Below are 21,441 nucleotides of genomic sequence, written 5' to 3'. Positions count from 1 at the left end.
CCCACCGAAGCGGGTTCATCGTTCGACTTGCATGTGTTAAGCACGCCGCCAGCGTTCGTCCTGAGCCAGGATCAAACTCTCCGTGAATGCTTTAATCATCCACAGGAAGAGCGGAACAGGCCGGAGGAATAATCCAACCCGTTCACAGCGTCCTCGCTGTTGTGTGTTTCAAAGGAACCTCAACCCACCGGAAACCCGGCAGGTCGGGGTATCAACATATCTGGCGTTGACTTTTGGCACGCTGTTGAGTTCTCAAGGAACGGACGCTTCCTTCGAAACCGTCTCACCGGTTTCTCCGGACGTTTGCCCTTTCGGTGTCTCCGACTCTATCAGATCCGTTTCCCGGCCCGTTTCCGTGCCGTACTTCCGAATCGGATTCCCCTGTCGGCGGGGCGCCTTCCGGCTGGTCTCTACTTTAGAGCCTTTTCCCTCCGGCTCCAAATTGAGCCGGCCGCAGAAGAAATTCGGCATGCCGAAGAAACCCCTGCGCAGGGAGATCGTGCTCTCGAAGTGGTACCCGCCGGAGTGGCGAAGAGGAGTCGCCGCGAAACCAGGACGGCTTTGCGGCAACCCGATGAACCTTACGGACGGGTGACCTCTGTGTCAACTGTGAGCCCCGTCTCGGTCAACGGTCCCGCTCTTCCGCCCTGATCAGGTCCTTGTGGGACAGCCGCCCGTCAGTGAAGCAGAGGCGGTAGAGGAGGGAGTTGTCGAAGGTGCTGCGGCGCTGGAAGCGGCACTCGTCGGTGTGGGCCGGGTTCGGGGGCGCGCCGGGTGGCGCGACCTCCGCGTCGAACTCGTACGAGGGGAGGCGCGGAAGCACGGACGACCGGGGTTCGCCGACGCGCAGCTCGCTGTAGGTGTGCTCGCCGAGTACGGACTCGTGGGAGGTGTAGAGCTGGTAGCCGTACATCAGTGCCGCCAGTACGGCCGTCGCGGAGGCCGGGATCCACAGGGCGTTCGCCATCCCTCGCCGTACCCGCCGGCGGGCTCTGGCGAGTTGTGCGCCGGAGCGGGTGGTGGGGGGCGCGGCGTCGGTTTCGGGGCGGGCCAGGGTGCTCGGGAGGTGGTCGGGGGCGAGAGGGAGCTGGGCCGTCACCTCGAAGCCCTCTGCCGACGTGAGGGGCTGTGCCCGGAAGGTGCCTCCGGCCTGACGTACGCGTTCGTCGAGGCTGATGAGCCCGGTGCCCGCGCCCATGCCCGTTCCCGCGCCCATGCCCGTTCCGGTGCCCGCGCCCGTTCCCATGCGCGCCGTCTTCCCTGCGTGCGCCTCCGTACGGAGGCGCACGCCCGCCGCGGGTGCGCCGTTCGTGACCGTCACGTACACGGCAGTCGGTTTCTTCCGTAGCCGGACCGTGATCGCCGCGCCCGGTGCGTGCTTGGTGGCGTTGGTGACGGCTTCCTGGACGACGCGGTGGACGGCGCGGTCGACGAGGGGCGGGAGCAGCACCGGACCGACCTCGCCGTCGCTCTCGCCGTTCGCGCCCTTATCGCCGTCGTCGCCGTCGTCGCCGTCCTCACCGTTCTCGCCGTTCTCGCGGAGGGTGATGGCGACGCCCGAGGCGGCGGTGCGGGCGACCAGGTCGGGGACGGTTTCCGCGGTGGGAGCCGTCGTGTCCTGGCGGAGCAGGCCGATGATCTGGCGGAGGCGTTCGGTGGCGTCGGCGGCGGCCTGGCGGAGCTCGGCGGCGGAGGCCCGGGCGGCGTCGTCCACACCTGGGGACACCTGGAGCGCGGCGGCGCGCACGGCGATGAGGCTGAGGTCGTGGCCGAGGGAGTCGTGCATGTCGCCGGCGATGCGGGAGCGTTCGCGCAGCCGTGCGCGGTCGGCGACGAGTTCGTGTTCGCGCTCCATGCGCGCTGCCAGGTCCCATCCTGTGGCCTGGAGTGCGTACTGCTGGCGGCGGAAGCGTCCCAGCAGCCAGGGGAGGACGGCGGCGAACAGGACGGTGCTGACGAGGGTGAACCAGTCCCACAGGCTGGCGTCGGGGAGAGTCAGGGCGAGGACGAGGCCGACGGTGCACAGGGTGGCGGCGGCGGCGAGCGAGCGGCGTCCGTTCTCGGCGCGGCGCCCGAGGAGGAAGCTCAGGACGACGAGGGCGGGGCTGAAGGTGCTGGTGAACAGCTCGGGGGTGACGGCGAGGCCGAGGCCCGCGGGGACGGCCGCCGCCGCGAGGGGGGCGCGGCGGCTGAGGAACGCGGCGGCGGCCAGCAGCGGGGCCGCGGTCGCCCGGAGCCAGACCGGGACCTCACTCAGGGTGGGGAGCGGGTAGGCGAGGAACAGCCACAGGGCGAGGTCGGCGAGCAGCGCGCGGCTGCGGGGGCGGCGGAGTGCGGCGGTGAAGCGGCCGAGGCCGGTGCGGGTGGGTGCGGCGTTCACGTGCGCCACGGTACGGGGGGCCGCTGCGGGGCACACCTGACGAAAGTGGGGGATGGCCGGGGACGATCGTGGACTGCTCGGCGCCCGGCGTGCTCCGTACGTTCCGGAGCATGAACGAGGCGATAGTGCATGCGGTCGAGGGGTTCGTGAGTACGCCGTGGGTGTACGTGGCGCTGTTCGGGATCGCGATGCTGGACGGGTTCTTCCCCGTGGTGCCGAGCGAGACGTTGGTGATCACGCTGGGGGTGTTCGCGGCGGCGCAGGGCGATCCGGCGCTGTTCTGGGTGATCGTGGTGGCGGCGCTCGGCGCGTTCGCCGGCGACCACGTCTCGTACCTGATCGGGCGGCGCTCGGGGGCGCGGCTGACGGCGCGGCTGTCGGAGGGGAGCCGCACCTGGCGGGTCTACGAGCGGGTGGGGCGGATGCTGGCCGAGCGGGGCGGCCTCGTGCTGGTGGCGGCGCGCTACATTCCGGGCGGCCGGACGGCGGCCACGCTCACCACCGGCGCGACGGGTTTCCCACGCCGGCTGTTCACGCGGTACGACGCCGTGGCCGTGGTGAGCTGGGCCTGCTATTCGGCGGGCCTGGGCTACGTGGGCGGAGCCGCGTTCGAGGAGACGCCGCTGTACGGGGTGGCGCTCGGACTCGCGCTGGCCTTCACGATCACGCTGGTGCACGAGGGGGTACGCGGCCTGCGGACGCGCGCCGGAGGCCAGGCCCGGTGATTGCGCGCTCTGCGCCCTGGGGCGCTTCCCGGCCGGGGACCGGGGGAGCAGACTGCGCACGCTCCGCGGGGCGGGCAACGCACCGAAAGGGCGCGGGGGTGCGAGACGAGCCGCAACGGACGCGCAGTCCGCAGGCAACGTACAGGTGGCACCCCCCTTGGGGGCCCGCCGTCAGCCCCCGAGCTCGCGGCTGCGGTCGCGGGCGGCCTCGATGGCGTCGATGAAGGCGGCGCGGACGCGGTGGTTCTCCAGCTCGCGGATGGCGTTGATCGTCGTGCCGCCTGGCGAGGTGACGTTCTCGCGCAGGGTGACGGGGTGTTCGCCGCTGTCGCGGAGCATGGTGGCGGCGCCGACCGCGGCTTGGACGATCAGCTCGTGCGCCTTGTCGCGGGGCAGGCCGAGCTGGATGCCGGCGTCGGTCATGGCCTCGACGAGGAAGAAGAAGTAGGCGGGGCCCGAGCCGGAGAGGGCGGTGGCGGCGTCCTGCTGGCTCTCGGGGAGGCGGAGGGTCTTGCCGACGCCGCCGAAGATCTCCTCGGCGAGGGCGAGATGGGCCTCGGTGGCGTGGGTGCCGCCGGAGATGACGGACATGGCCTCGTCGACGAGGGCCGGGGTGTTGGCCATGACGCGGATGACGGGCGTGCCCTCGGTCAGCCGCTGTTCGAGGTAGCGGGTGGTGATACCGGCGGCGCCGCTGATGACCAGCCGGTCGGCGGGCACGTGGGGGGCCAGCTCGTCCACGAGCGCGCCCATGTCCTGCGGCTTGGGCGTGAGGATGAGGGTGTCGGCCGCCTTGGCCGCCTCGGCGTTGCCGACCGGCTCGACGCCGTAGCGCTCCCGCAGTTCGGCCGCGCGCTCGGGGCGTCGCGTGGTGACCAGGAGGCGGGAGGGTGACCAGCCGCCTCGGAGCATGCCGGAGAGCAGGGCCTCTCCGATCTTGCCGGTGCCGAGGACCGCGACGTTCTGGGTGGTCATGGAGTGGTTCACCTCGTGCCTCGTCGTGCTCATGCTCATCGTGCTCGTGCTCGTGCTCGTGATCGTCGGGCTCGTACTCGTCGTGCCGGCCGAGCCCGGCTGTGCCGGTGCCGGTGCCGGCGCCGGTCGTGACCGGTGGTGCCTCGTCACGAGGACGTGGCGGCGGCTGCCGGTCCGTCCATCCTCGCACCGGGGCGGCTCACGCGGTGCGGCGGCGGAGGGTGGCGGCGCCGAGGGCGAGGACCAGGAGCGCGCTGCCGGCGACGATACCGAGGTCGCGGACGAAGTCGCCGGTGGCCTCGGTGTGGTGCAGGACCTCCGTCATGCCGTCGACGGCGTAGGACATGGGCAGCACGTTCGAGATGCCCTCCAGGACGGGCTGCATGCTGCCGCGGGGTGCGAACAGGCCGCACAGCAGGATCTGCGGAAAGATCATCGCGGGCATGAACTGGACGACCTGGAACTCGGAGGCGGCGAAGGCCGAGACGAACAGCCCGAGGGCGGTGCCCAGGAGCGCGTCGAGCAGGGCGACGAGGAGCAGCAGCCAGGGCGAGCCCGCGATGTCCAGGTCCAGGAACCAGATGGCGACGCCGGTGGCCAGGGCTGCCTGGACGACGGCCAGCAGGCCGAAGGCGAGCGCGTAGCCGAGGATCAGTTCGCCCTTGCCCAGCGGCATGGACAGCAGGCGCTCCAGGGTGCCGGAGGTGCGCTCGCGCAGGGTGGCGATGGAGGTGACCAGGAACATCGTCACGAGCGGGAAGATGCCCAGCAGGGAGGCGCCGATGCTGTCGAAGGCGCGGCGGTCGGCGTCGAAGACGTAGTACAGCAGGACGAGCAGCAGGATCGGGACGAGCAGCAGCAGCGCGATCGTGCGGGGGTCGTGGCCGAGTTGGCGCAGGACGCGGCGCGCGGTGGCGAGCGTGCGGGAGGCGTTCATGGTGTCCCTCGCGGTCGGTCAGTGGGGTGCGGGTGGTGAGGGTGTGGGGCCCTCGGCGGCGCGGGCCGAGTCGACGAGGGCGAGGAAGGCGTCCTCGACGGTGTCGCTGCCGGTCTGTTCCCTGAGTGCCTGCGGGGTGTCGGCGGCCAGCAGCGCCCCGTCCCGTACGAGGAGCAGGTGTGCGCAGCGGTCCGCCTCGTCCATGACGTGGGAGGAGATCAGCAGGGTGGTGCCGTGGGCGGCGAGGCGGTGGAAGAGGTCCCACAGGTCGCGGCGGAGCACCGGGTCGAGGCCGACGGTGGGCTCGTCGAGCACCAGGAGCTCGGGGGCGCCGAGCAGGGCGACGGCCAGCGAGACGCGGGAGGCCTGGCCGCCGGAGAGGGTGCCCGCCAGGTCGTCGGCGTGCGAGGTGAGGTCGACGTCGGTGAGGGCCTGGGTGACGGCGGCGGCTCGGCGGGAGCGGGGGATGCCGAGGACGGCGGCGTAGTAGTCGAGGTTCTGGCGCGCGCTCAGGTCGCCGTAGACGGAGGGCGCCTGGGTGACGTAGCCGACGCGGGAGCGCAGCGCGGCCGATCCGGCGGGGCGGCCGAGGACGTCCAGGGTGCCGGTGACCTTGGCCTGGGTGCCGACGATCGCGCGGATGAGGGTGGACTTCCCGCTGCCGGAGGGGCCGAGGAGGCCGGTGACGGTGCCGGGGGTGACGTCGAAGGAGAGGGCGTCGAGGACGCGTCGGGTGCCGCGGACGACGGTGAGGCCGCGGGCGTGGATGGCGGGGTCGGCGGGAGCGCCCTGCGGCCCAGTGGGTTGCGCGGGGTCGGGGGGTGGTTGCGGCGGCGGTTTATTCATCACATGCTGAATTATGGGCCGGGCGGCGCACGGGCGTCAAGAAGGCGGGACGGGCACGGCGGCACCCCGCCCGCCCCGCCGCGTGGTGCGGACGGCGGACGGGGCACCAGCCGACGGGGCGACGCCCACCGCCGCGAACTCAGACCCTCTCCGGCTCCGCCCGCGCCACCCGCTCGCCCCGGCCCGGTGTCCCCTGCCCCCGGCCGCGGCCCGGGCGCGACGGCCACCAGATGCGGCGGCCGAGGTCCAGGGCCAGCGAGGGCACCAGCACCGTGCGGACGAGGAAGGTGTCCAGCAGGACGCCGAAGCCGACGAGGACGCCCAGTTGGGCCATCGAGACCAGCGGCATGGAGGCGATCACCGCGAAGGTGGCGGCCAGCACGATCCCCGCCGAGGTGATCACGCCGCCGGTGGAGGTGAGCCCGGCCAGCACCCCCGCGGCGTGGCCCCGGCGTCCGACCTCCTCGCGCACGCGGGTCATCAGGAAGATGTTGTAGTCGATGCCCAGGGCAACCAGGAAGACGAAGCCCATCAGCGGCAGCGCGTTGTCCACCGCGGGGAAGCCCAGCAGGTACTGGAAGATCAGGTGCGAGGCTCCCAGCGCGCCGAAGTAGGACAGCACCACCGTCGCCAGCAGGAGCAGCGGTGCGACCAGCGAGCGCAGCAGCGCGACCAGGATGAGCAGGACGACGGCGAGCACGACGGGGATGACGGTCTCCAGGTCGCTCTCGACGGCCCTGCGGGTGTCCAGCGACTCGGCTGTCGTGCCGCCCACCAGCGCGTCGGCTCCGTCGACGGCGTGGACGGCGTCTCGCAGCCTGTCGACGGTGGCCTTGGCGCCGTCGCTGTCGGGGGCGTCCGCCAGGACGACGGCCAGCGAGGTCAACCGCCCGTCGCTCGTGCGGTCCTGGAGCCTGACGGACTCGACGCCGTCGACGTCGGACGCCGCGCGCCGCACCTCCTCGCGCGCGTCGGTGCGGACCACGACGGTGGCCGGGTCGGAGGCGCCCGAGGGGTAGTGCGCCGACAGCTTCTCCTGGGCCACCACCGACTCGGGCTTGTCCTGGTACATCTCCTCGTTGGTCAGGCCCATGGTCGCTCCTGTCGCGCTCAGCGCCAGCACGGCCGTCACACCGGCCGACATCAGCCACGACCAGCGCGGGCGGCGCGCCAGCAGGGCGCCGATCCGGGACCAGACGGTGCGCGCCTGGCGCGGCGCCGTTCCGTGGCGCGGCACGAACGGCCAGAAGACCCACCGCCCCGTCGCCACCAGCAGCGCGGGCAGCACCGTGACCATGGCGAGCAGGGCGCAGACGACACCGACAGCGCCGACCAGGCCCAGCGAGCGGGAGGAGTTGATGTCGGCGAGGGCCAGGCAGGCCAGACCGGCGGCGATGGTGCCGGCTGAGGCGAGGATCGCGGGGCCCGAGCGGCGCAGCGCGATCCGCATGGCGTCGTGCCGGTCGGCGTGGTGGTGGAGTTCCTCGCGGTAGCGGGCGATCAGCAGCAGCGCGTAGTCGGTGCCGACGCCGAACACCAGCACCATGAGGATGCCCGCGCTCTGCGGGTCGACGGGCAGCGCGGCGTACTTCGCCAGCAGATAGGTGGAGGCCTGGGTGAGCGCGGCGGCGAAGCCGACCGACAGCACGGGGAAGAGCCACAGCAGCGGGCTGCGGTAGGTGAGCAGGAGCAGCAGCGTGACGACGGCCCCGGTGGCCAGCATCAGGGTGGAGTCGAGGGTGTCGAAGACCTCGACGCTGTCGAGCAGCGATCCGGCGGGGCCGCCGACGGCGACGTCGAGTCCTGGGGGCGCGTTGGCGGCGGCCACGCTGCGGATCTTCTCCAGGTCGCCGGTCATGTCGTCGTCCCCCGTCGTCAGGGGCACGACAAGCATCAGGGCCTTGCCGTCCTTCGAGGGAACGGGCCCGGTCAGCTTCTCGCCCCGCGGCACCAGCGGGGCGAACGCGGCGCGGTCGGCGCGCGCCTTGGCCGCGTCGGCCCGCGTGACGGCGGCGTCGCCGCGCGCGTAGACGGCGACCGCGGGGATGATCTCGTCCGCGCCCCGGAACTTCTCCAGCGCGGTGTTGACCCGGGCCGACTCGGCGCCGCCCGGCAGGAAGGCGTTGGCGCTGCTGTCCTCGACCTCGGTGAGCTTGCCGGCCAGCGGGCCGAGCGCCAGGACGAGCAGCAGCCAGGCGGCCAGGACCAGCCACTTGCCGCGCCGGCCGCCGGGGGCCGTGGCGAGTCGGCGCGGCACGCCGGGGCGCCTGACGCCCGGAGGCGGAGAGAGAACAGGCATGGGTACCCTCCAGGGGGTGGGTGTGGGACGCGAGGGGTTCGCGGAGGCTCACGCTCACGTGTACGGCCGGGAGTTGCCGCTCCCGGCCGTACGAGCGCCGTGGGTGGAGTGCGGGCCGGTTACTCGATCTCGCGCATCATCTTCTCCATCGAGGCGATCGACTGCCGCGCCTGCGTCAGCTCCTCGACGCTGCGGCGGTGCAGCTCGACGTTGTCCTCCAACAGCTGCGCGTACTTGAGGGCCAGCTGCTTGTACTGCTGTTCCCGGGCCGCCAGCATCCGGGCCCGCCAGGTGGCGGCGAGCTGCCAGACCACGACGATCAGCAGGACGAAGACCCCGCCGGTGCCCAGCGCCGCGGCCCAGACGCCGGCGGCGTCGACCGGCGCGTCCGCGGTCGTGAGGTGCTCGTTCACGTCGCTCTCTCTTTCTCGTCCGAGACCTGCTCGTCCGGCTCGGGGCCGGCTGCGTGCTGCTCCCCCGCGGTCTTGGCGGCCTGGTCCGTGAGGGTCCGCGCGGCCTCGGCGACGACCTGCGGGGTCAGCGCGTAGGCGAACGGGGACACCTCGAAGAACTTCATGGCCTTGCCGCTGTCCGACAGCTCCAGCGACCCGACCACCAGACCGGCCGCCTCCAGCCGCTGGAGGTGCATGTGCAGCAGCGGACGGCTCATGCCGATCTCACGGGCGAGCCTGCTGACGTAGTTCCGGCCCTCGGCGAGTGCCGCGACGATCCGCATCCGGTGCGGGTTGCCGAGCGCTGCCAGGACCTTCAGCAGTTCGTCTCCTGTCGGGGTCTCGATCGCGCTCACCGCGACCCCTTCCTCTTGGGGTGTAAGAAGAATCTGACACGTGGCGGAACGAGGTGTCGAGGCAACTGGGGCCTTGTCCGGGACAGTTCAGGGTTCCCCCTGACACGACTGCGGGAGGGCCCTGAGGACCCTCCCGCAGAAAACGTGTTGACGTGTACGCCTCAGCGCTCTGGTCAGCGCTTGCGCTTCTTCTTCCTCGCCGCCGGATTGCCCGTACGGGACTGCCGCTGCCGCGCGTGGCGGGCCAGCGCCTCCTCGTACTCGGCCCGGTGCAGCCGCTCCCCGGGCGCCTCGACGCAGGTGCGCAGCGCGTAGGCGAGCAGCACGCCGACGAAGCCGACGATCCGGATGCTGCGCATCGACGACTCGGCCGACGCCTCCCGCTCGTCGGGGCGGCGGCCGTAGAAGGTCAGCGTCCGCGCGAACGCCATCGCGCTGCACACGGCGAACGCGGCGACCAGCAGCACACTCGCCCAGCTGCCGATGTCGGCCACCACGACGCCCTGGTAGGCGAAGCGCAGCACGAAGGCGCCCACCGCGGCCGCCAGCACCGCGCCGAGGCCGAGGCCGATCCGGCGCAGCACGTAGCCGCCGGAGTGGTCGACCCAGGTGGTGCCGTAGAAGCGCACTGGCTCGGGGGCCGGTTCGTCGGGTGTCTTCGGTTGCTGGGGCACGTTTCGATTATGACGCCACGGGTGTCCGGTCAGCGCCTGCCCCTGACCGCGGTCCGCGGGCTCACGGCGCGTGGTGGCCGGTCGCGCAGTTCCCCGCGCCCCTGGCGGGGCGCGAACGCCTCAGCGCTCCAGCAGGGTCACGTCCCGCACCGCGCCGCGGTCGGCGCTGGTGGCCATGGCCGCGTAGGCGCGCAGCGCCGTGGAGACCTTGCGCTCGCGGGCCGCGGGGGCGTACCGGCCGCCCAGCGCCTCGCGCCGCGCGGCCAGCGTCTCCTCGTCCACGTCCAGCCGCATCTGCCGCCCAGGGATGTCGATGACGACGGCGTCGCCGTCCTGAACCAGCGCGATGGCGCCGCCGCCCGCCGCCTCCGGCGAGATGTGGCCGATCGACAGGCCCGACGTACCGCCCGAGAAGCGGCCGTCGGTGATCAGCGCGCAGGCCTTGCCCAGGCCCCGGCCCTTGAGGAAGGAGGTCGGGTAGAGCATCTCCTGCATGCCGGGGCCGCCCTTGGGGCCCTCGTAGCGGATGACGACGACGTCGCCCTCCTTGACCGTCTTGTCCAGGATCTTCTGGACGGCCTCCTCCTGCGACTCGCACACGACGGCGGGCCCGGTGAAGGTCAGGATCGACTCGTCCACACCCGCGGTCTTCACCACGCAGCCGTTCTCGGCGAGGTTGCCGTACAGCACCGCCAGGCCGCCCTCCGCCGAGTAGGCGTGCCCGACGTCGCGGATGCAGCCGCCGGCCGCGTCCACGTCCAGGGACTCCCACCGCTCGGACTGCGAGAACGCCTCGGCCGAGCGGACGCAGCCCGGGGCCGCGTGGAAGAGCTCCAGCGCCTCGGCCGACGGCGATCCGCCGCGGATGTCCCACGTCTTGAGCCACTCGGCGAGCGAGTCGGCGTGCACGCTGTGCACGTCCTCGTTCAGCAGCCCGCCCCGGTACAGCTCGCCCAGGATGGCGGGGATACCGCCGGCGCGGTGCACGTCCTCCATGTAGTACGTGCCGCCGGGTGCGACGTTGGGGGCGACCTTGGCCAGGCAGGGCAGCTTGCGGGAGAGCTGGTCGATGTCGTGCATCGTGAAGTCCAGCTCGGCCTCCTCTGCGGCCGCCAGCAGGTGCAGGATCGTGTTGGTGGAGCCGCCCATGGCGATGTCGAGGGCCATGGCGTTCTCGAAGGCGGCGCGGGAGCCGATGGTGCGCGGCAGGACCGTCGCGTCGTCCTGGTCGTAGTAGCGCCTGGCGGCCTCCACGACCGTGCGGCCCGCCGTCTCGTACAGCTCCCTGCGTGCCGTGTGGGTGGCCAGCGTCGAGCCGTTGCCGGGCAGGGCCAGGCCGAGGGCCTCGGTGAGGCAGTTCATCGAGTTCGCGGTGAACATGCCCGAGCAGGAGCCGCAGGTCGGGCAGGCGTTCTGCTCGATGCGCAGGATGTCCTCGTCGGAGACCTTGTCGTTGGCCGCCTCCGACATCGCGTCGACCAGATCCAGCTTGCGGACCGTCCCGTTGACCAGCGTGGCCTCGCCGGCCTCCATCGGGCCGCCGGAGACGAAGACCGTGGGAACGTTCAGCCGCATCGCGGCCATCAGCATCCCCGGGGTGATCTTGTCGCAGTTGGAGATGCAGATCAGCGCGTCCGCGCAGTGCGCCTCGACCATGTACTCGACCGAGTCGGCGATCAGATCGCGGGACGGCAGCGAGTAGAGCATGCCGCCGTGGCCCATCGCGATGCCGTCGTCCACCGCGATCGAGTTGAACTCGCGCGGGATGCCGCCCGCCGCCTTGACCGCCTCGCTGACGATGCGGCCGACCGGCTGCAGGTGGGTGTGGCCCGGCACGAACTCGGTGAAGCTGTTGGCCACCGCCACGATCGGCTTGCCGAAGTCCTCACGCGCTACGCCGGACGCCTGCATGAGGGCGCGTGCCCCCGCCATGTTGCGTCCGTGGGTGACGGTGCGGGACCTCAGCTCGGGCATGGCTGCCTCTCCCTTGCATGCACTGGCGGCGCCGGAAGCGCCACCGAAACAACTCGTAGAAGAATCGAGGGTACGCCTCCGGCTCAAGATCCGGACACGGAGTCCGGATCCTGGACGAACCCGCCGCGCGAAGCGGCCCCCGCGTCCCCGCCCGGAGCCGTCCCCGCGCCCTCGCGTGTGCCCTCGTGCGGCGCCGGGCCCGTGAGGTGCTGCTGGACGACGGGCGCCAGCCGGCCGATCACGGCGGAGACGGGCTCCGAGGCCAGCGGTTCCAGCCGGATGACGTAGCGCAGGATCGCCGTCCCCACCAGCTGCGCCGCCGCCAGGTTCACCCGCAGCCGCGCGTCGGCCTCCTCCAGGCCCGCCGCCACCCGCGCGACCAGGTGGCGGCTCAGCAACTCGCGGAAGACGGCGGCGGCCCGCTCGTTGTTGACCGCCGAGCGGACGATGGCCAGCACGGGCTCCCGGGTGCCGTGGTCCTCCCACATGCCCAGGAACGTGCGGGTGACCGCCTCGCCCACCTCCCCGGGCGCCGCCCCCTCGATGAGGTCGGGGACGGCCAGCGCCGGCGCGAGGGCGCCCTCCACGGCCGCCGCGAACACCTGCTCCTTGGTGCCGAAGTAGTGGTGCACCAGCGCCGCGTCCACCCCCGCGCCGCGTGCGATGGCCCGCACGGACGCCTTGTCGTACCCGCGCTCGGCGAACTCGCCGCGCGCCGAGGCCAGGATCAGCTCGCGCGTGCCGGGCCCGTCCGCACCACCGCGGCGCACCGGACGGCCCCGCCCGCGCGGCGCCGGAGAGGCGTGCGTGGTGGGCTCGGCAGGGTCCTCGGGGGCACTCACGCGTCCCCCCGGCGGGGAGCGGCGGACCGACCGGCTTCCGGGTCCGCCGGGGTGCGTCCAACGTCCGGTCCCGCGCCCGGACCCGCGGGGCCCGGGGCGGCGAGGTGGAGGCGGGTGTAGGCGAGCGCCTCGGCCAGGTCCTCCTCGCGCTCGGCCGCCGACATGGCGCGGCGCGTGTTGACCTCCACGACCACGTGACCGTCGAACCCGCGTGCGGCCAGCCGCTCCAGTACCTCGGCACACGGCTGCGCGCCGCGCCCGGGAACCAGGTGCTCGTCCTTGGCGGAACCGTTGCCGTCGGCGATGTGGACGTGGCCGAGCCGGTCGCCCATCCGCTCCACCATCGCCAGGGTGTCGTTGCGGGCGGTGGCCGTGTGCGAGAGGTCGATGGTGAAGTGCCGGTAGTCGTTCTGGGTGGGGTCCCAGTCGGGGGCGTAGGCGAGCATCTCGCGGTCGCGGTAGCGCCAGGGGTACATGTTCTCGACGGCGAACCGCACGTCGGTCTCGTCCGCCATCCGCCACACGCCGCGCTCGAACTCGCGCGCGTAGCTGCGCTGCCAGCGGAAGGGCGGGTGGACGACGACGGTGGAGGCGCCCAGCGTCTCCGCAGCGGCCCTGGCCCGCACCAGCTTCTCCCAGGGATCCTTGGCCCACACACGCTGGGTGATGAGCAGGCACGGAGCGTGCACGGCCAGGATCGGGACGCCGTGGAAGTCCGAGAGGCGGCGCAGCGCGTCCACGTCCTGGCTGACCGGATCGGTCCAGACCATGACCTCGACGCCGTCGTAGCCGAGGCGCCCGGCGATCTCGAACGCCGCGGCCGTCGACTCCGGGTACACCGAGGCCGTCGACAGGGCGACCTTCGCCTGGGAGACCCGCACGCTTTCGATGCCCACCCGGCCACCCTAAGCGCGTGCCGCTCCCCGCGAGGGAGTCGGCCGCTGGGAGCCCGCTCACACACCGGGGTCCGCGGGGCGACGGGCAGCGCCCAGCGGCCGCTCGGGCGGGCCGGGAGTCGGGCGGCCGGGGCGTCAGACGGCCGGGAGGCGGTCGAGGCGGCGCAGGATGACGCCCTCGCGCAGCGCCCAGGGGCAGATCTCCAGCGCGTCGACGCGGAAGAGGTCCATGGCGGCCTCCGCGACGAGGGCACCGGCCAGCAGCTGACGGGCCCGGCCCTCGGAGACACCGGGCAGCTCCGCGCGCTCCTCGGCGGGCATCGCGGCCAGCTTGGGCACCCACTCCTGGAGGCAGCCGCGGCTGAGCGCGCGCTGCGCGTACGGCCCGTCCGCGCTGCGCGGCGCGCCCGCCATCCGCGCGAGCTGCTTGAACGTCTTGGAGGTGGCCACCACGCGGTCGGGCGGGCTGAGCCGGTTGAAGTCCCCGACCGTGCGCGCGATCTCGGCCCGTACGTGGCGGCGCAGCGCCCGCACGTCCGCCGCGTCCGGCGGATCCCCCGGCAGCCAGCCCGCCGTGAGCCGCCCCGCGCCCAGCGGCAGCGACACCGCCGCGTCCGGGTCCTCGTCCAGCCCGTAGGCGATCTCCAGCGACCCGCCGCCGATGTCGAGCACCAGCAGCCGCCCGGCCGACCAGCCGAACCAGCGCCGCACGGCCAGGAACGTCAGCCGGGCCTCGTCGGCACCGGAGAGCACCTCCAGCTTGACGCCGGTCTCCTCGGCGACACGGGCGAGCGCGTGCTCGGCGTTGGCCGCCTCGCGCACGGCGGACGTCGCGAACGGCAGCAGTGCCTCGACGCCCTTCTCCTCGGAGACCTCCAGCGCCTCGGCGACGGTGACGGCCATCCTCTCCACGCCCTCGTGGCTGATGGACCCGTCGGCCTCCAGCAGCTCGGCGAGCTTGAGCGCCGCCTTGTGCGAGTACGCGGGCAGGGGGCGGGCGCCGGGGTGCGCGTCCACCACGAGCAGGTGGACCGTGTTCGACCCCACATCGAGGACACCGAGTCTCATACCCAGCACGCTAGCGGCTGGGTACGCGGGCGCCGACGGGGAGCGGCGTACCGGCGGGCGGGCGTACGCCCCGTACGCTGGTCGGTGTGGGTATGACGAAAGCGGCGAAGCAGCAGAAGCAGGACGGCGCACGCGGGGCGCAGGACCCGGCAGCCGAGGAGCCGGCCGTGGGCGCGGCCCGGGACGAGGAGGTCGCCCTCGACTTCACCCGCGCCTGGGTCGAGTTCCCCGACCCGGCCGACGACGAACAGGTCTTCCGCTGCGACCTGACCTGGCTGACCTCCCGGTGGAACTGCCTGTTCGGCAACGGCTGCCAGGGCATCACCGAGGGCCGCGCCGAAGACGGCTGCTGCACCCTCGGCGCCCACTTCTCCGACGAGGAGGACGAGGAGCGCGTCGCCTCCCACGTGGCGCGGCTCACACCCCAGATGTGGCAGCACCACGACGTCGGCACCGGCGCGCTGGGCTGGGCGGAGGTCAACGAGGAGGGCGAGCGCCAGACGCGGCGCTGGAAGGGTGCCTGCATCTTCCACAACCGCGCCGGCTTCGAGGGCGGCGCGGGATGCGCACTGCACCTGCTCGCCCTGCGCGAGGGCCGCGAACCGCTGGAGACCAAGCCCGACGTGTGCTGGCAGGTACCGATCAGGCGCACCTACGAGTGGGTCGAACTGCCCGACGGCGAGGAAGTGCTCTACGTCTCGATCGGCGAGTACGACCGCCGCGGCTGGGGCGGCGGCGGACACGACCTGCACTGGTGGTGCACGGCGGCACCGTCCGCACACGGCGCGGGCCGGCCCGTCTACCTCTCCTACCGCGCCGAGTTGACCGAACTCATGGGCAAGGCCGCCTACGACCACCTGGCCGAGCTGTGCGCACAGCGGCTGGCCCACCAGCTCCCCCTGATGGCTCCCCACCCGGCGACCGAGGCCCACGCCTCCACCGCCCGCACGACGGAGCAGCCCGCGGCGGAGCAGCCCGCGGTGGAGCAGCCCGCGGTGGAGCAGCCCGCGGTGGAGTAGAACACGACGGAGCAGGACCCCCTGGCGCTGACACCGCCGCGCCGGAACCCCGTGCCGGGCACCACGCCGCGCCGGACCGCACCGCGCGGCGACGCCCTCACGACGGTGAACCGGCCTCGGTGGGCGTCGCGGACGGGCTGACCGTCTCCGTCGGCGTGGGAGTCGGTGTCGGCGTCGTCTCCGACGGGGTGGGTGTCGGTACAGGGGACGCCGGAGAGGCCGGCGCCCCCGGAATCCCCCCGGGGGCGGGTGCGCCCGGCACGGACGACGGGGGCCCGGGCGCCGAGGACCTTGGCGGAGGTGCGGACCCTCGGCCGCCGGCGGTCGTACCGACGGCCGAGGGCAGGATGCCCCCGGGGCCCGTCCGCCGGTGCTTGCCCACCGCCCCTCCCGCTCCCGTGCCCGTCTCGGACGCGCGGCGATGATGCCCGTCGCCCCCCGCGTGGCGGCCCCCGGGCTTCCAGCTGCCCTCGCGCTGCGGCCGGGGAGCACCGGCGCTCCCCCGCGGCTGCTCGGGAGCGGCGGCGGAACGCTCCGCCTGGGGCTCGCCGCCGTCCTGCCCGCCCCGGTAGGCGGCCCAGGCGGCGAACACCGGCGCGGCCACCACGGCCGTGACGACCGTCGAGGTGAGCACCCGCGCCCGCAGCCGCTCGCGCCGCGCCGCACCGTTCCGCTCGCACACGGGGAAACCGGCGCGGTCGAAACGCGGTGCCCGCTGGGCGCGCGCACAGTGGGCCAGCTCCACCGCCGCGTACACCGCGGAGCGCGGAGCGGCGACCACGGCGAGCGCGGCGGAGGCCGGCGCGGTACCCGGCCACGAGACGCCCGCCATGGCGCGCTCGGCGGCGCGCCGGCACTGCGGGCACTCGTCCACGTGCCGCACCAGTTCGCGGCGGAGCGCGGACCCCATCAGCAGCCGGTCGTCCCCGGCGAGCCGGGCCACGGCGGCGCAGCCGCCGGACTCGACGACGCGCAGCGCGGCACGGGTCCGTTCCACCTCGCAGGCCGCGTTCATCAGCAGGTCCTCGGCGGCGTCGGCCGGCATCGCGAGGACCGCCGCGATCTGCGCGGGCGGCAGACCGTGCCTGACGGACAGCTCCAGCGCCTCCCGCTGCGCGGGGGACGTGCCCGCCGCCTCCGGCCAGGCCAGCGCGGCCAGTTCGCTCCGCTGCCGCACCCTGGCCGCCTCGTCGAGCAGTTCCCGCCCCGTGGCGGCGGGGGACGCGGGAACGGACGCGCCACCGTGGGCCACCCCCCGACCCGCGGCGGCGGATCCGCCGCCGGCCGGCGCTCCCTCGCGGCCCTTGGCCTTGGCCCCGGCCCTCCCCTTGGCCTTCTGTTCGGCGAGCCGGCGGGAGCACGCCCACCTGGCGAGCGCGTAGAGCCAGGGACGGCGCAGGTGTCCGGCCTCGGGAGCGCGGCCCTTGGCGTGCTGGCGGTCGGCGAGCACGAGCGTCTCCCCGAGCGCGAGAAGGGCGGCTTCGTGCTCGCACAGAACGGACAGACAGTAGGTGAACAAGCCGTCCAGATGCGCGTCGTCGCACCGCACGGCAGTGCCGTCGGCACGACGGTGCGTCGTCCTTTCCATCCGGTGCGCTGGCGGTGCGCCGGTGGAGTTCCTGGGGTGCTCGCGCCTGCTCGTCTTCACCCCGGCGACGGTAGGCGGATGATGGCGCTTTACTGGACCCCTCTGCGAAGGATTACTACCTTCGGGTGACGTTGTCCTCCAAAAGAGGACAGGCGCCTCGGGTTTCGCGACAACGACGTCACAAAGGGCGCACAGGGGGCGCACGGCCCCGGCCCGGCCGACCGCGCGCCGCCCCACCGCCTCGCGGGTCCACCACCTCGCGGCCCCACCACCTCGCAGGCCCACCACCCCGCGGCCCGCGTGCGGCCGGTCAGGACCCGCTGTCGGTGGTCGTCGGTACCGTGACCGTCATGGCCACCCGTAAAACCTCCGCGAAGGACCGTCCCACCTACCGCTGCACCGAATGCGGTTGGCAGACCGCCAAGTGGCTGGGGCGCTGCCCCGAGTGCCACGCCTGGGGCACCGTCGAGGAGGCGGGCGGCAGCCCGGCGGTCCGCACCACCGCACCGGGCCGGGTCTCCGCGCCCGCGCTGCCCATCGGCCAGGTCGACGGCCGGCAGGCGACGGCGCGCGGCACGGGGGTGCCCGAGCTGGACAGGGTGCTGGGCGGCGGCCTGGTGCCCGGCGCCGTGGTGCTGCTCGCCGGGGAGCCGGGGGTCGGCAAGTCCACGCTGCTGCTGGACGTGGCGGCCAAGGCGGCGGACGACGACCACCGCACCCTCTACGTCACGGGCGAGGAGTCCGCGGGCCAGGTGCGGCTGCGCGCCGACCGCATCGGCGCCCTCAGCGACCACCTGTACCTGACAGCCGAGACGGACCTGTCCGCGGTGCTGGCCCACCTCGACGAGGTGAAGCCCTCCCTGCTGGTGCTGGACTCGGTGCAGACGGTGGCCTCGCCCGAGATCGACGGCGCCCCCGGCGGTGTCGCGCAGGTGCGGGAGGTGGCGGGCGCGCTGATCCGCGCGTCCAAGGAGCGCGGCATGTCCACGCTGCTGGTCGGCCACGTCACCAAGGACGGCGCCATCGCCGGACCCCGCCTGCTGGAGCACCTGGTGGACGTCGTCCTGCACTTCGAGGGCGACCGGCACGCGCGGCTGCGGCTGGTGCGCGGGGTGAAGAACCGGTACGGGGCGACCGACGAGGTCGGCTGCTTCGAGCTGCACGACGAGGGCATCACAGGGCTGGCCGACCCCTCGGGCCTGTTTTTGACCCGCCGCGACGAGCCGGTGCCCGGCACCTGTCTGACGGTGACGCTGGAGGGCCGCCGCCCCCTGGTCGCCGAGGTCCAGGCGCTCACCGTCGACACGCAGATCCCCTCCCCGCGGCGGACGACCTCGGGGCTGGAGAACTCGCGGGTGTCGATGATGCTGGCCGTCCTGGAGCAGCGGGGCCGGATCAACGCGCTGGGCAAGCGGGACATCTACAGCGCGACGGTCGGCGGGGTGCGGCTGTCGGAACCCGCGGCGGACCTCGCGGTGGCTCTCGCGCTCGCCAGCGCCGCGGGGGACACCCCGCTGCCGAAGAACCTGGTGGCGATCGGCGAGGTCGGCCTGGCGGGCGAGGTCCGCCGGGTGACGGGTGTGCAGCGGCGGCTGACGGAGGCCGCGCGCCTCGGCTTCACGCACGCCCTGGTGCCAGGCGACCCGGGGCGGGTGCCCGAGGGGATGCGGGTGCTGGAGGTCGCCGACATCGGCGAGGCACTGCGGGTGCTGCCGGCCCGCCCGGCACGCTCGGGCGCGGCCGCCGCCGGCTGAGCCGACTCCGGCGGCTCAGCCGGCCCCGGTGGGCCGGGCGCCCCGCGCCGAGCGCCGTCCCCGCGGGCCCGGCACCCGCCCGTGCCCACCCTCCCCCGGGCTCACCTCGGGCTCACCTCGGGCTCACCTCGGGCTCCCCTCGGGCCGTCGGACCCGCCCCCTCACACGCCGCGAGGGGTACTCCCCGGTGCGCCGGTAGACTTTGCCCCGGTCTCGACCAACCACGAGCACCACGGGGGCTGTGCGCACCGTCGCGACGCGGTCGCGGCGAGGGGGGAACGGCACGGTGTCCGCCCCGGTGCGGTGGTCCGGAGGTCGAGGAAACGCCGACAGGCACCCGCACGACCGAAGGAGTGCAGTGGCAGCCAACGACCGGGCCGCGGCCCTGGGCAGGGCCGAGGGGGCGTCCGGCCTGATGCGCGCCTCGCTGAGCGCGGTCGCGCCGGGGACGGCGCTGCGCGACGGCCTGGAGCGCGTCCTGCGCGGCAACACCGGCGGACTGATCGTCCTGGGCATGGACAAGAACGTCGAGCAGCTGTGCACCGGCGGCTTCGTGCTCGACGTGGACTTCACCGCCACCCGGCTGCGCGAGCTGTGCAAGCTGGACGGTGCGCTCATCCTCGACAAGGACACCACCAAGATCGTGCGGGCGGGCGTGCAGCTCGTGCCCGACGCCTCGATCGAGACGGAGGAGACCGGCACCCGGCACCGCACGGCGCAGCGCGTCTCCATCCAGACGGGGTATCCCGTCATCTCCGTCAGCCAGTCGATGCGGCTGATCGCCCTCTACGTCGACGGGCAGCGCCGCACGCTGGAGGACTCGGCGGCGATCCTCTCCCGCGCCAACCAGGCCCTGGCCACGCTGGAGCGCTACAAGCTGCGCCTGGACGAGGTCGCCGGCACGCTCTCCGCGCTGGAGATCGAGGACCTCGTCACGGTGCGCGACGTGACGGCGGTGGCGCAGCGGCTGGAGATGGTCCGCCGCATCGCCACGGAGATCGAGCAGTACGTGGTCGAGCTGGGCACCGACGGGCGGCTGCTCTCCCTCCAGCTGGACGAGCTGATCGCGGGCGTCGAGCCGGAGCGCGAGCTGGTCGTGCGCGACTACGCGCCGCAGACGGTCGGCGCGGGCCGCCGGGTGCGCGCCGTTCCCGACGCGCTCAGCGATCTGGACCGGCTCACCCACACCGAGCTGCTCGAACTGGCCACCGTGGCGCGGGCGCTGGGCTACAGCGGCGCCCCCGAGACGCTCGACTCGGCCGTCTCGCCGCGCGGCTTCCGGCTGCTGGCGAAGGTGCCCCGGCTGCCGGGCACCGTCATCGACCGGCTCGTGGACCACTTCGGCGGGCTGCAGAAGCTGCTGGCCGCCAGCGTGGACGACCTCCAGGCCGTGGACGGCGTCGGCGAGGCACGCGCCCGCTCGGTCCGCGAGGGCCTCTCGCGCCTCGCCGAGTCCTCGATCCTCGAACGCTACGTGTGAGCCGCCGGGCCTCGCGCGCCGTACGTGGGCGCCGGGCCTCGGACACTGCGGATGAGCGCCCGGCTGCGGGTGAGCGCCCGGCTGCGGATGAGCGCCGGGCTACGGGTGAGCGCCGGGCCCACCGCGGTCCGCCCGCCTACGTGACCAGCCGGAAGGTCGTCCGCACCGTCTTGAGGCCCTCGACCTTCACCTCGATCTCGTAGGTTCCGGCCTTCGGCGCCTCGAAGGTGGGGGTGCCGCAGTTGGCCGCGCTGGCCTTGCGGAACCAGGTGAGGGTGTGCGTCGAGGAGCCGTCGCCCGGCACCTTGCGCAGCAGCGGCTTCTTGGTGGGCGGGCAGTCGTCCGAGGCCCAGAACTTGGCGTCGTCCGGGTTGTTGATCGTCACGATGGTGGCGGTACGGCCCAGGTCGATCTTGCAGGCGCTGCCGCGCTCGTTGGTGACCTTCAGCTCGAACCGCGGCTTCTCGCCCGGGCCGTACTTCTTCTCGACGCTGCGCAGTTTCAGCTTCACGTCACCCTCGCGGCAGTTGGCCAGCTCCGGCGGTGCCGGCACGCCCGCCGCACCGCCGCCGCCCGAGCCGCCGGATCCCGAACCCGATCCTGAACCCGAACCGGAGGAGGACCCCGCGGAGTCGGCGCCGCCCGCTCCCGAACCCCCGTCGCCCGCGCCCCAGCCGGTGCCACCCGCGGACGACTGGTCCTCCGCGTCAGAACCGCCCGAGGAACCCGAGCCGCCGGAGGAGCCCGAGCCGTCCGCTCCGCCGTCCTCCTCGTCCCGGCCGCCCGGCCGGTCGCTGATCGCGGGTCCCGAGTCGGTGGGCCCCGGGGTGATCGTGCCGGCGGGCCCGTTGCCCTTGTCGCCGTTCTTGCCCTCGTTACCCGGCTCTTCGCCGCTCGTCGAGACCAGCGCCCAGACGACGATCAGGACCAGCAGCGCGAGGACAGCAAGAACAACTGCCCTCCGTCGCCAGTAGATGGAGGAGGGAAGCGGCCCGATCGGATTGCGCAGAGATCCCACGCGGAAACCTTACGAGACATCAGGCGCCTCACAGGCCCGTACCCGCCGCTCAGACCGCCGATTGTTGTGATGAGCTGCCCGATGTCCAGGGGATTTGCAGCAGGTTGTCCCGCTCTGCGGAGTTCGACGCGGATACATGGCGTACGTGGCGTACGTGA

General features: G+C 73.4%; 18 protein-coding genes and 1 rRNA gene (1 of these 19 cut by a window edge). 4 read left to right on the top strand and 15 right to left on the bottom strand.

Annotated features, from left to right (window positions below; genetic code table 11):
* Positions 1 to 87, bottom strand: a 16S ribosomal RNA gene (locus MMF93_RS18790); it reaches 1,442 nt to the left of the window's first position.
* Positions 88 to 625: 538 nt separating this feature from the next.
* Entirely contained in the window at positions 626 to 2,380 is a 1,755-nt protein-coding gene (locus MMF93_RS18785; RefSeq protein ID WP_242753100.1) for a sensor histidine kinase, read from the bottom strand.
* 110 nt (positions 2,381 to 2,490) lie between these two features.
* Here MMF93_RS18785 and MMF93_RS18780 point away from each other — a divergent pair, with 110 nt between their 5' ends.
* Entirely contained in the window at positions 2,491 to 3,105 is a 615-nt protein-coding gene (locus MMF93_RS18780) for a DedA family protein (RefSeq protein WP_242753087.1), read from the top strand.
* A gap of 171 nt (positions 3,106 to 3,276) precedes the next feature.
* On the opposite strand, the gene proC is transcribed toward MMF93_RS18780, so the two are convergent.
* From proC to MMF93_RS18725, 11 genes are all read right to left on the bottom strand, one after another.
* Positions 3,277 to 4,080 carry a pyrroline-5-carboxylate reductase gene (gene proC, locus MMF93_RS18775; RefSeq protein WP_114021997.1) on the bottom strand — a complete coding sequence of 268 codons (804 nt, stop codon included), beginning with the start codon at positions 4,078 to 4,080 and terminating at the stop codon, positions 3,277 to 3,279.
* Between the two features lie 199 nt (positions 4,081 to 4,279).
* Positions 4,280 to 5,017: an ABC transporter permease gene (locus MMF93_RS18770; RefSeq protein WP_242753085.1), complete on the bottom strand. Its 738-nt coding sequence runs from the start codon at positions 5,015 to 5,017 to the stop codon at positions 4,280 to 4,282.
* A gap of 18 nt (positions 5,018 to 5,035) precedes the next feature.
* Positions 5,036 to 5,863 (bottom strand): ABC transporter ATP-binding protein, encoded by an 828-nt coding sequence (locus MMF93_RS18765; protein ID WP_242753083.1) that lies wholly within the window; start codon positions 5,861 to 5,863, stop codon positions 5,036 to 5,038.
* Between the two features lie 139 nt (positions 5,864 to 6,002).
* Positions 6,003 to 8,162 carry an MMPL family transporter gene (locus MMF93_RS18760; protein WP_242753082.1) on the bottom strand — a complete coding sequence of 720 codons (2,160 nt, stop codon included), beginning with the start codon at positions 8,160 to 8,162 and terminating at the stop codon, positions 6,003 to 6,005.
* A 119-nt stretch (positions 8,163 to 8,281) separates the two neighbouring features.
* Positions 8,282 to 8,575 (bottom strand): YwqI/YxiC family protein, encoded by a 294-nt coding sequence (locus MMF93_RS18755; protein WP_242753081.1) that lies wholly within the window; start codon positions 8,573 to 8,575, stop codon positions 8,282 to 8,284.
* A complete protein-coding gene (locus MMF93_RS18750; RefSeq protein ID WP_274709480.1) occupies positions 8,572 to 8,970 on the bottom strand; it encodes an ArsR/SmtB family transcription factor in 399 nt (132 codons plus the stop codon). Before MMF93_RS18750 ends, MMF93_RS18755 begins: the two co-directional genes overlap by 4 nt.
* 173 nt (positions 8,971 to 9,143) lie before the next feature.
* On the bottom strand, positions 9,144 to 9,644 hold the full coding sequence (locus MMF93_RS18745) for a hypothetical protein (RefSeq protein ID WP_242753080.1): 501 nt from the start codon (positions 9,642 to 9,644) through the stop codon (positions 9,144 to 9,146).
* Between the two features lie 120 nt (positions 9,645 to 9,764).
* A complete protein-coding gene (gene ilvD / locus MMF93_RS18740; protein ID WP_242753079.1) occupies positions 9,765 to 11,618 on the bottom strand; it encodes a dihydroxy-acid dehydratase in 1,854 nt (617 codons plus the stop codon).
* 83 nt (positions 11,619 to 11,701) lie between these two features.
* Positions 11,702 to 12,460: a TetR/AcrR family transcriptional regulator gene (locus MMF93_RS18735; RefSeq protein ID WP_341483285.1), complete on the bottom strand. Its 759-nt coding sequence runs from the start codon at positions 12,458 to 12,460 to the stop codon at positions 11,702 to 11,704.
* Entirely contained in the window at positions 12,457 to 13,356 is a 900-nt protein-coding gene (locus tag MMF93_RS18730) for a sugar phosphate isomerase/epimerase family protein (protein ID WP_242753078.1), read from the bottom strand. Before MMF93_RS18730 ends, MMF93_RS18735 begins: the two co-directional genes overlap by 4 nt.
* A 135-nt stretch (positions 13,357 to 13,491) precedes the next feature.
* Positions 13,492 to 14,424, bottom strand: coding sequence for a Ppx/GppA family phosphatase (locus MMF93_RS18725; RefSeq protein WP_242753077.1), 933 nt, complete (start codon positions 14,422 to 14,424; stop codon positions 13,492 to 13,494).
* 86 nt (positions 14,425 to 14,510) lie between these two features.
* Here MMF93_RS18725 and MMF93_RS18720 point away from each other — a divergent pair, with 86 nt between their 5' ends.
* A complete protein-coding gene (locus MMF93_RS18720) occupies positions 14,511 to 15,443 on the top strand; it encodes a DUF3109 family protein (protein WP_242753076.1) in 933 nt (310 codons plus the stop codon).
* Positions 15,444 to 15,540: 97 nt separating this feature from the next.
* On the opposite strand, the gene MMF93_RS18715 is transcribed toward MMF93_RS18720, so the two are convergent.
* Positions 15,541 to 17,091 carry an RNA polymerase sigma factor gene (locus MMF93_RS18715; RefSeq protein WP_242753075.1) on the bottom strand — a complete coding sequence of 517 codons (1,551 nt, stop codon included), beginning with the start codon at positions 17,089 to 17,091 and terminating at the stop codon, positions 15,541 to 15,543.
* A 290-nt stretch (positions 17,092 to 17,381) separates the two neighbouring features.
* Here MMF93_RS18715 and radA point away from each other — a divergent pair, with 290 nt between their 5' ends.
* Together radA and disA are read left to right on the top strand one after the other, a co-directional pair.
* Positions 17,382 to 18,785, top strand: coding sequence for a DNA repair protein RadA (gene radA, locus MMF93_RS18710; protein WP_242753073.1), 1,404 nt, complete (start codon positions 17,382 to 17,384; stop codon positions 18,783 to 18,785).
* Positions 18,786 to 19,143: 358 nt separating this feature from the next.
* The gene (disA, locus tag MMF93_RS18705) at positions 19,144 to 20,265 is read left to right on the top strand and encodes a DNA integrity scanning diadenylate cyclase DisA (protein ID WP_114019003.1); all 1,122 of its coding nucleotides are present in this window, start codon (positions 19,144 to 19,146) and stop codon (positions 20,263 to 20,265) included.
* A 136-nt stretch (positions 20,266 to 20,401) separates the two neighbouring features.
* Here disA and MMF93_RS18700 read toward each other — a convergent pair whose 3' ends face one another.
* A complete protein-coding gene (locus MMF93_RS18700) occupies positions 20,402 to 21,283 on the bottom strand; it encodes a hypothetical protein (RefSeq protein ID WP_242753064.1) in 882 nt (293 codons plus the stop codon).
* Between the last annotated feature and the right edge of the window lie 158 nt (positions 21,284 to 21,441).

The organism is Streptomyces tubbatahanensis, from assembly GCF_022699385.1.
GTDB lineage: Bacteria > Actinomycetota > Actinomycetes > Streptomycetales > Streptomycetaceae > Streptomyces > Streptomyces diacarni.
The sequence above is the reverse complement of the archived record's forward strand: the minus strand, read 5'-3'. Positions and strand labels throughout refer to the sequence as shown.

What these genes read in the sequence shown, in the direction of transcription:
- MMF93_RS18765 (WP_242753083.1), bottom strand. Translation starts at nt 5,863, where the DNA reads ATGAATAAACCGCCGCCGCAACCACCCCCCGACCCCGCGCAACCCACT.
- ilvD (WP_242753079.1), bottom strand. Translation starts at nt 11,618, where the DNA reads ATGCCCGAGCTGAGGTCCCGCACCGTCACCCACGGACGCAACATGGCG.
- MMF93_RS18780 (WP_242753087.1), top strand. Translation starts at nt 2,491, where the DNA reads ATGAACGAGGCGATAGTGCATGCGGTCGAGGGGTTCGTGAGTACGCCG.
- radA (WP_242753073.1), top strand. Translation starts at nt 17,382, where the DNA reads ATGGCCACCCGTAAAACCTCCGCGAAGGACCGTCCCACCTACCGCTGC.
- MMF93_RS18725 (WP_242753077.1), bottom strand. Translation starts at nt 14,424, where the DNA reads ATGAGACTCGGTGTCCTCGATGTGGGGTCGAACACGGTCCACCTGCTC.
- MMF93_RS18770 (WP_242753085.1), bottom strand. Translation starts at nt 5,017, where the DNA reads ATGAACGCCTCCCGCACGCTCGCCACCGCGCGCCGCGTCCTGCGCCAA.
- MMF93_RS18760 (WP_242753082.1), bottom strand. Translation starts at nt 8,162, where the DNA reads ATGCCTGTTCTCTCTCCGCCTCCGGGCGTCAGGCGCCCCGGCGTGCCG.
- proC (WP_114021997.1), bottom strand. Translation starts at nt 4,080, where the DNA reads ATGACCACCCAGAACGTCGCGGTCCTCGGCACCGGCAAGATCGGAGAG.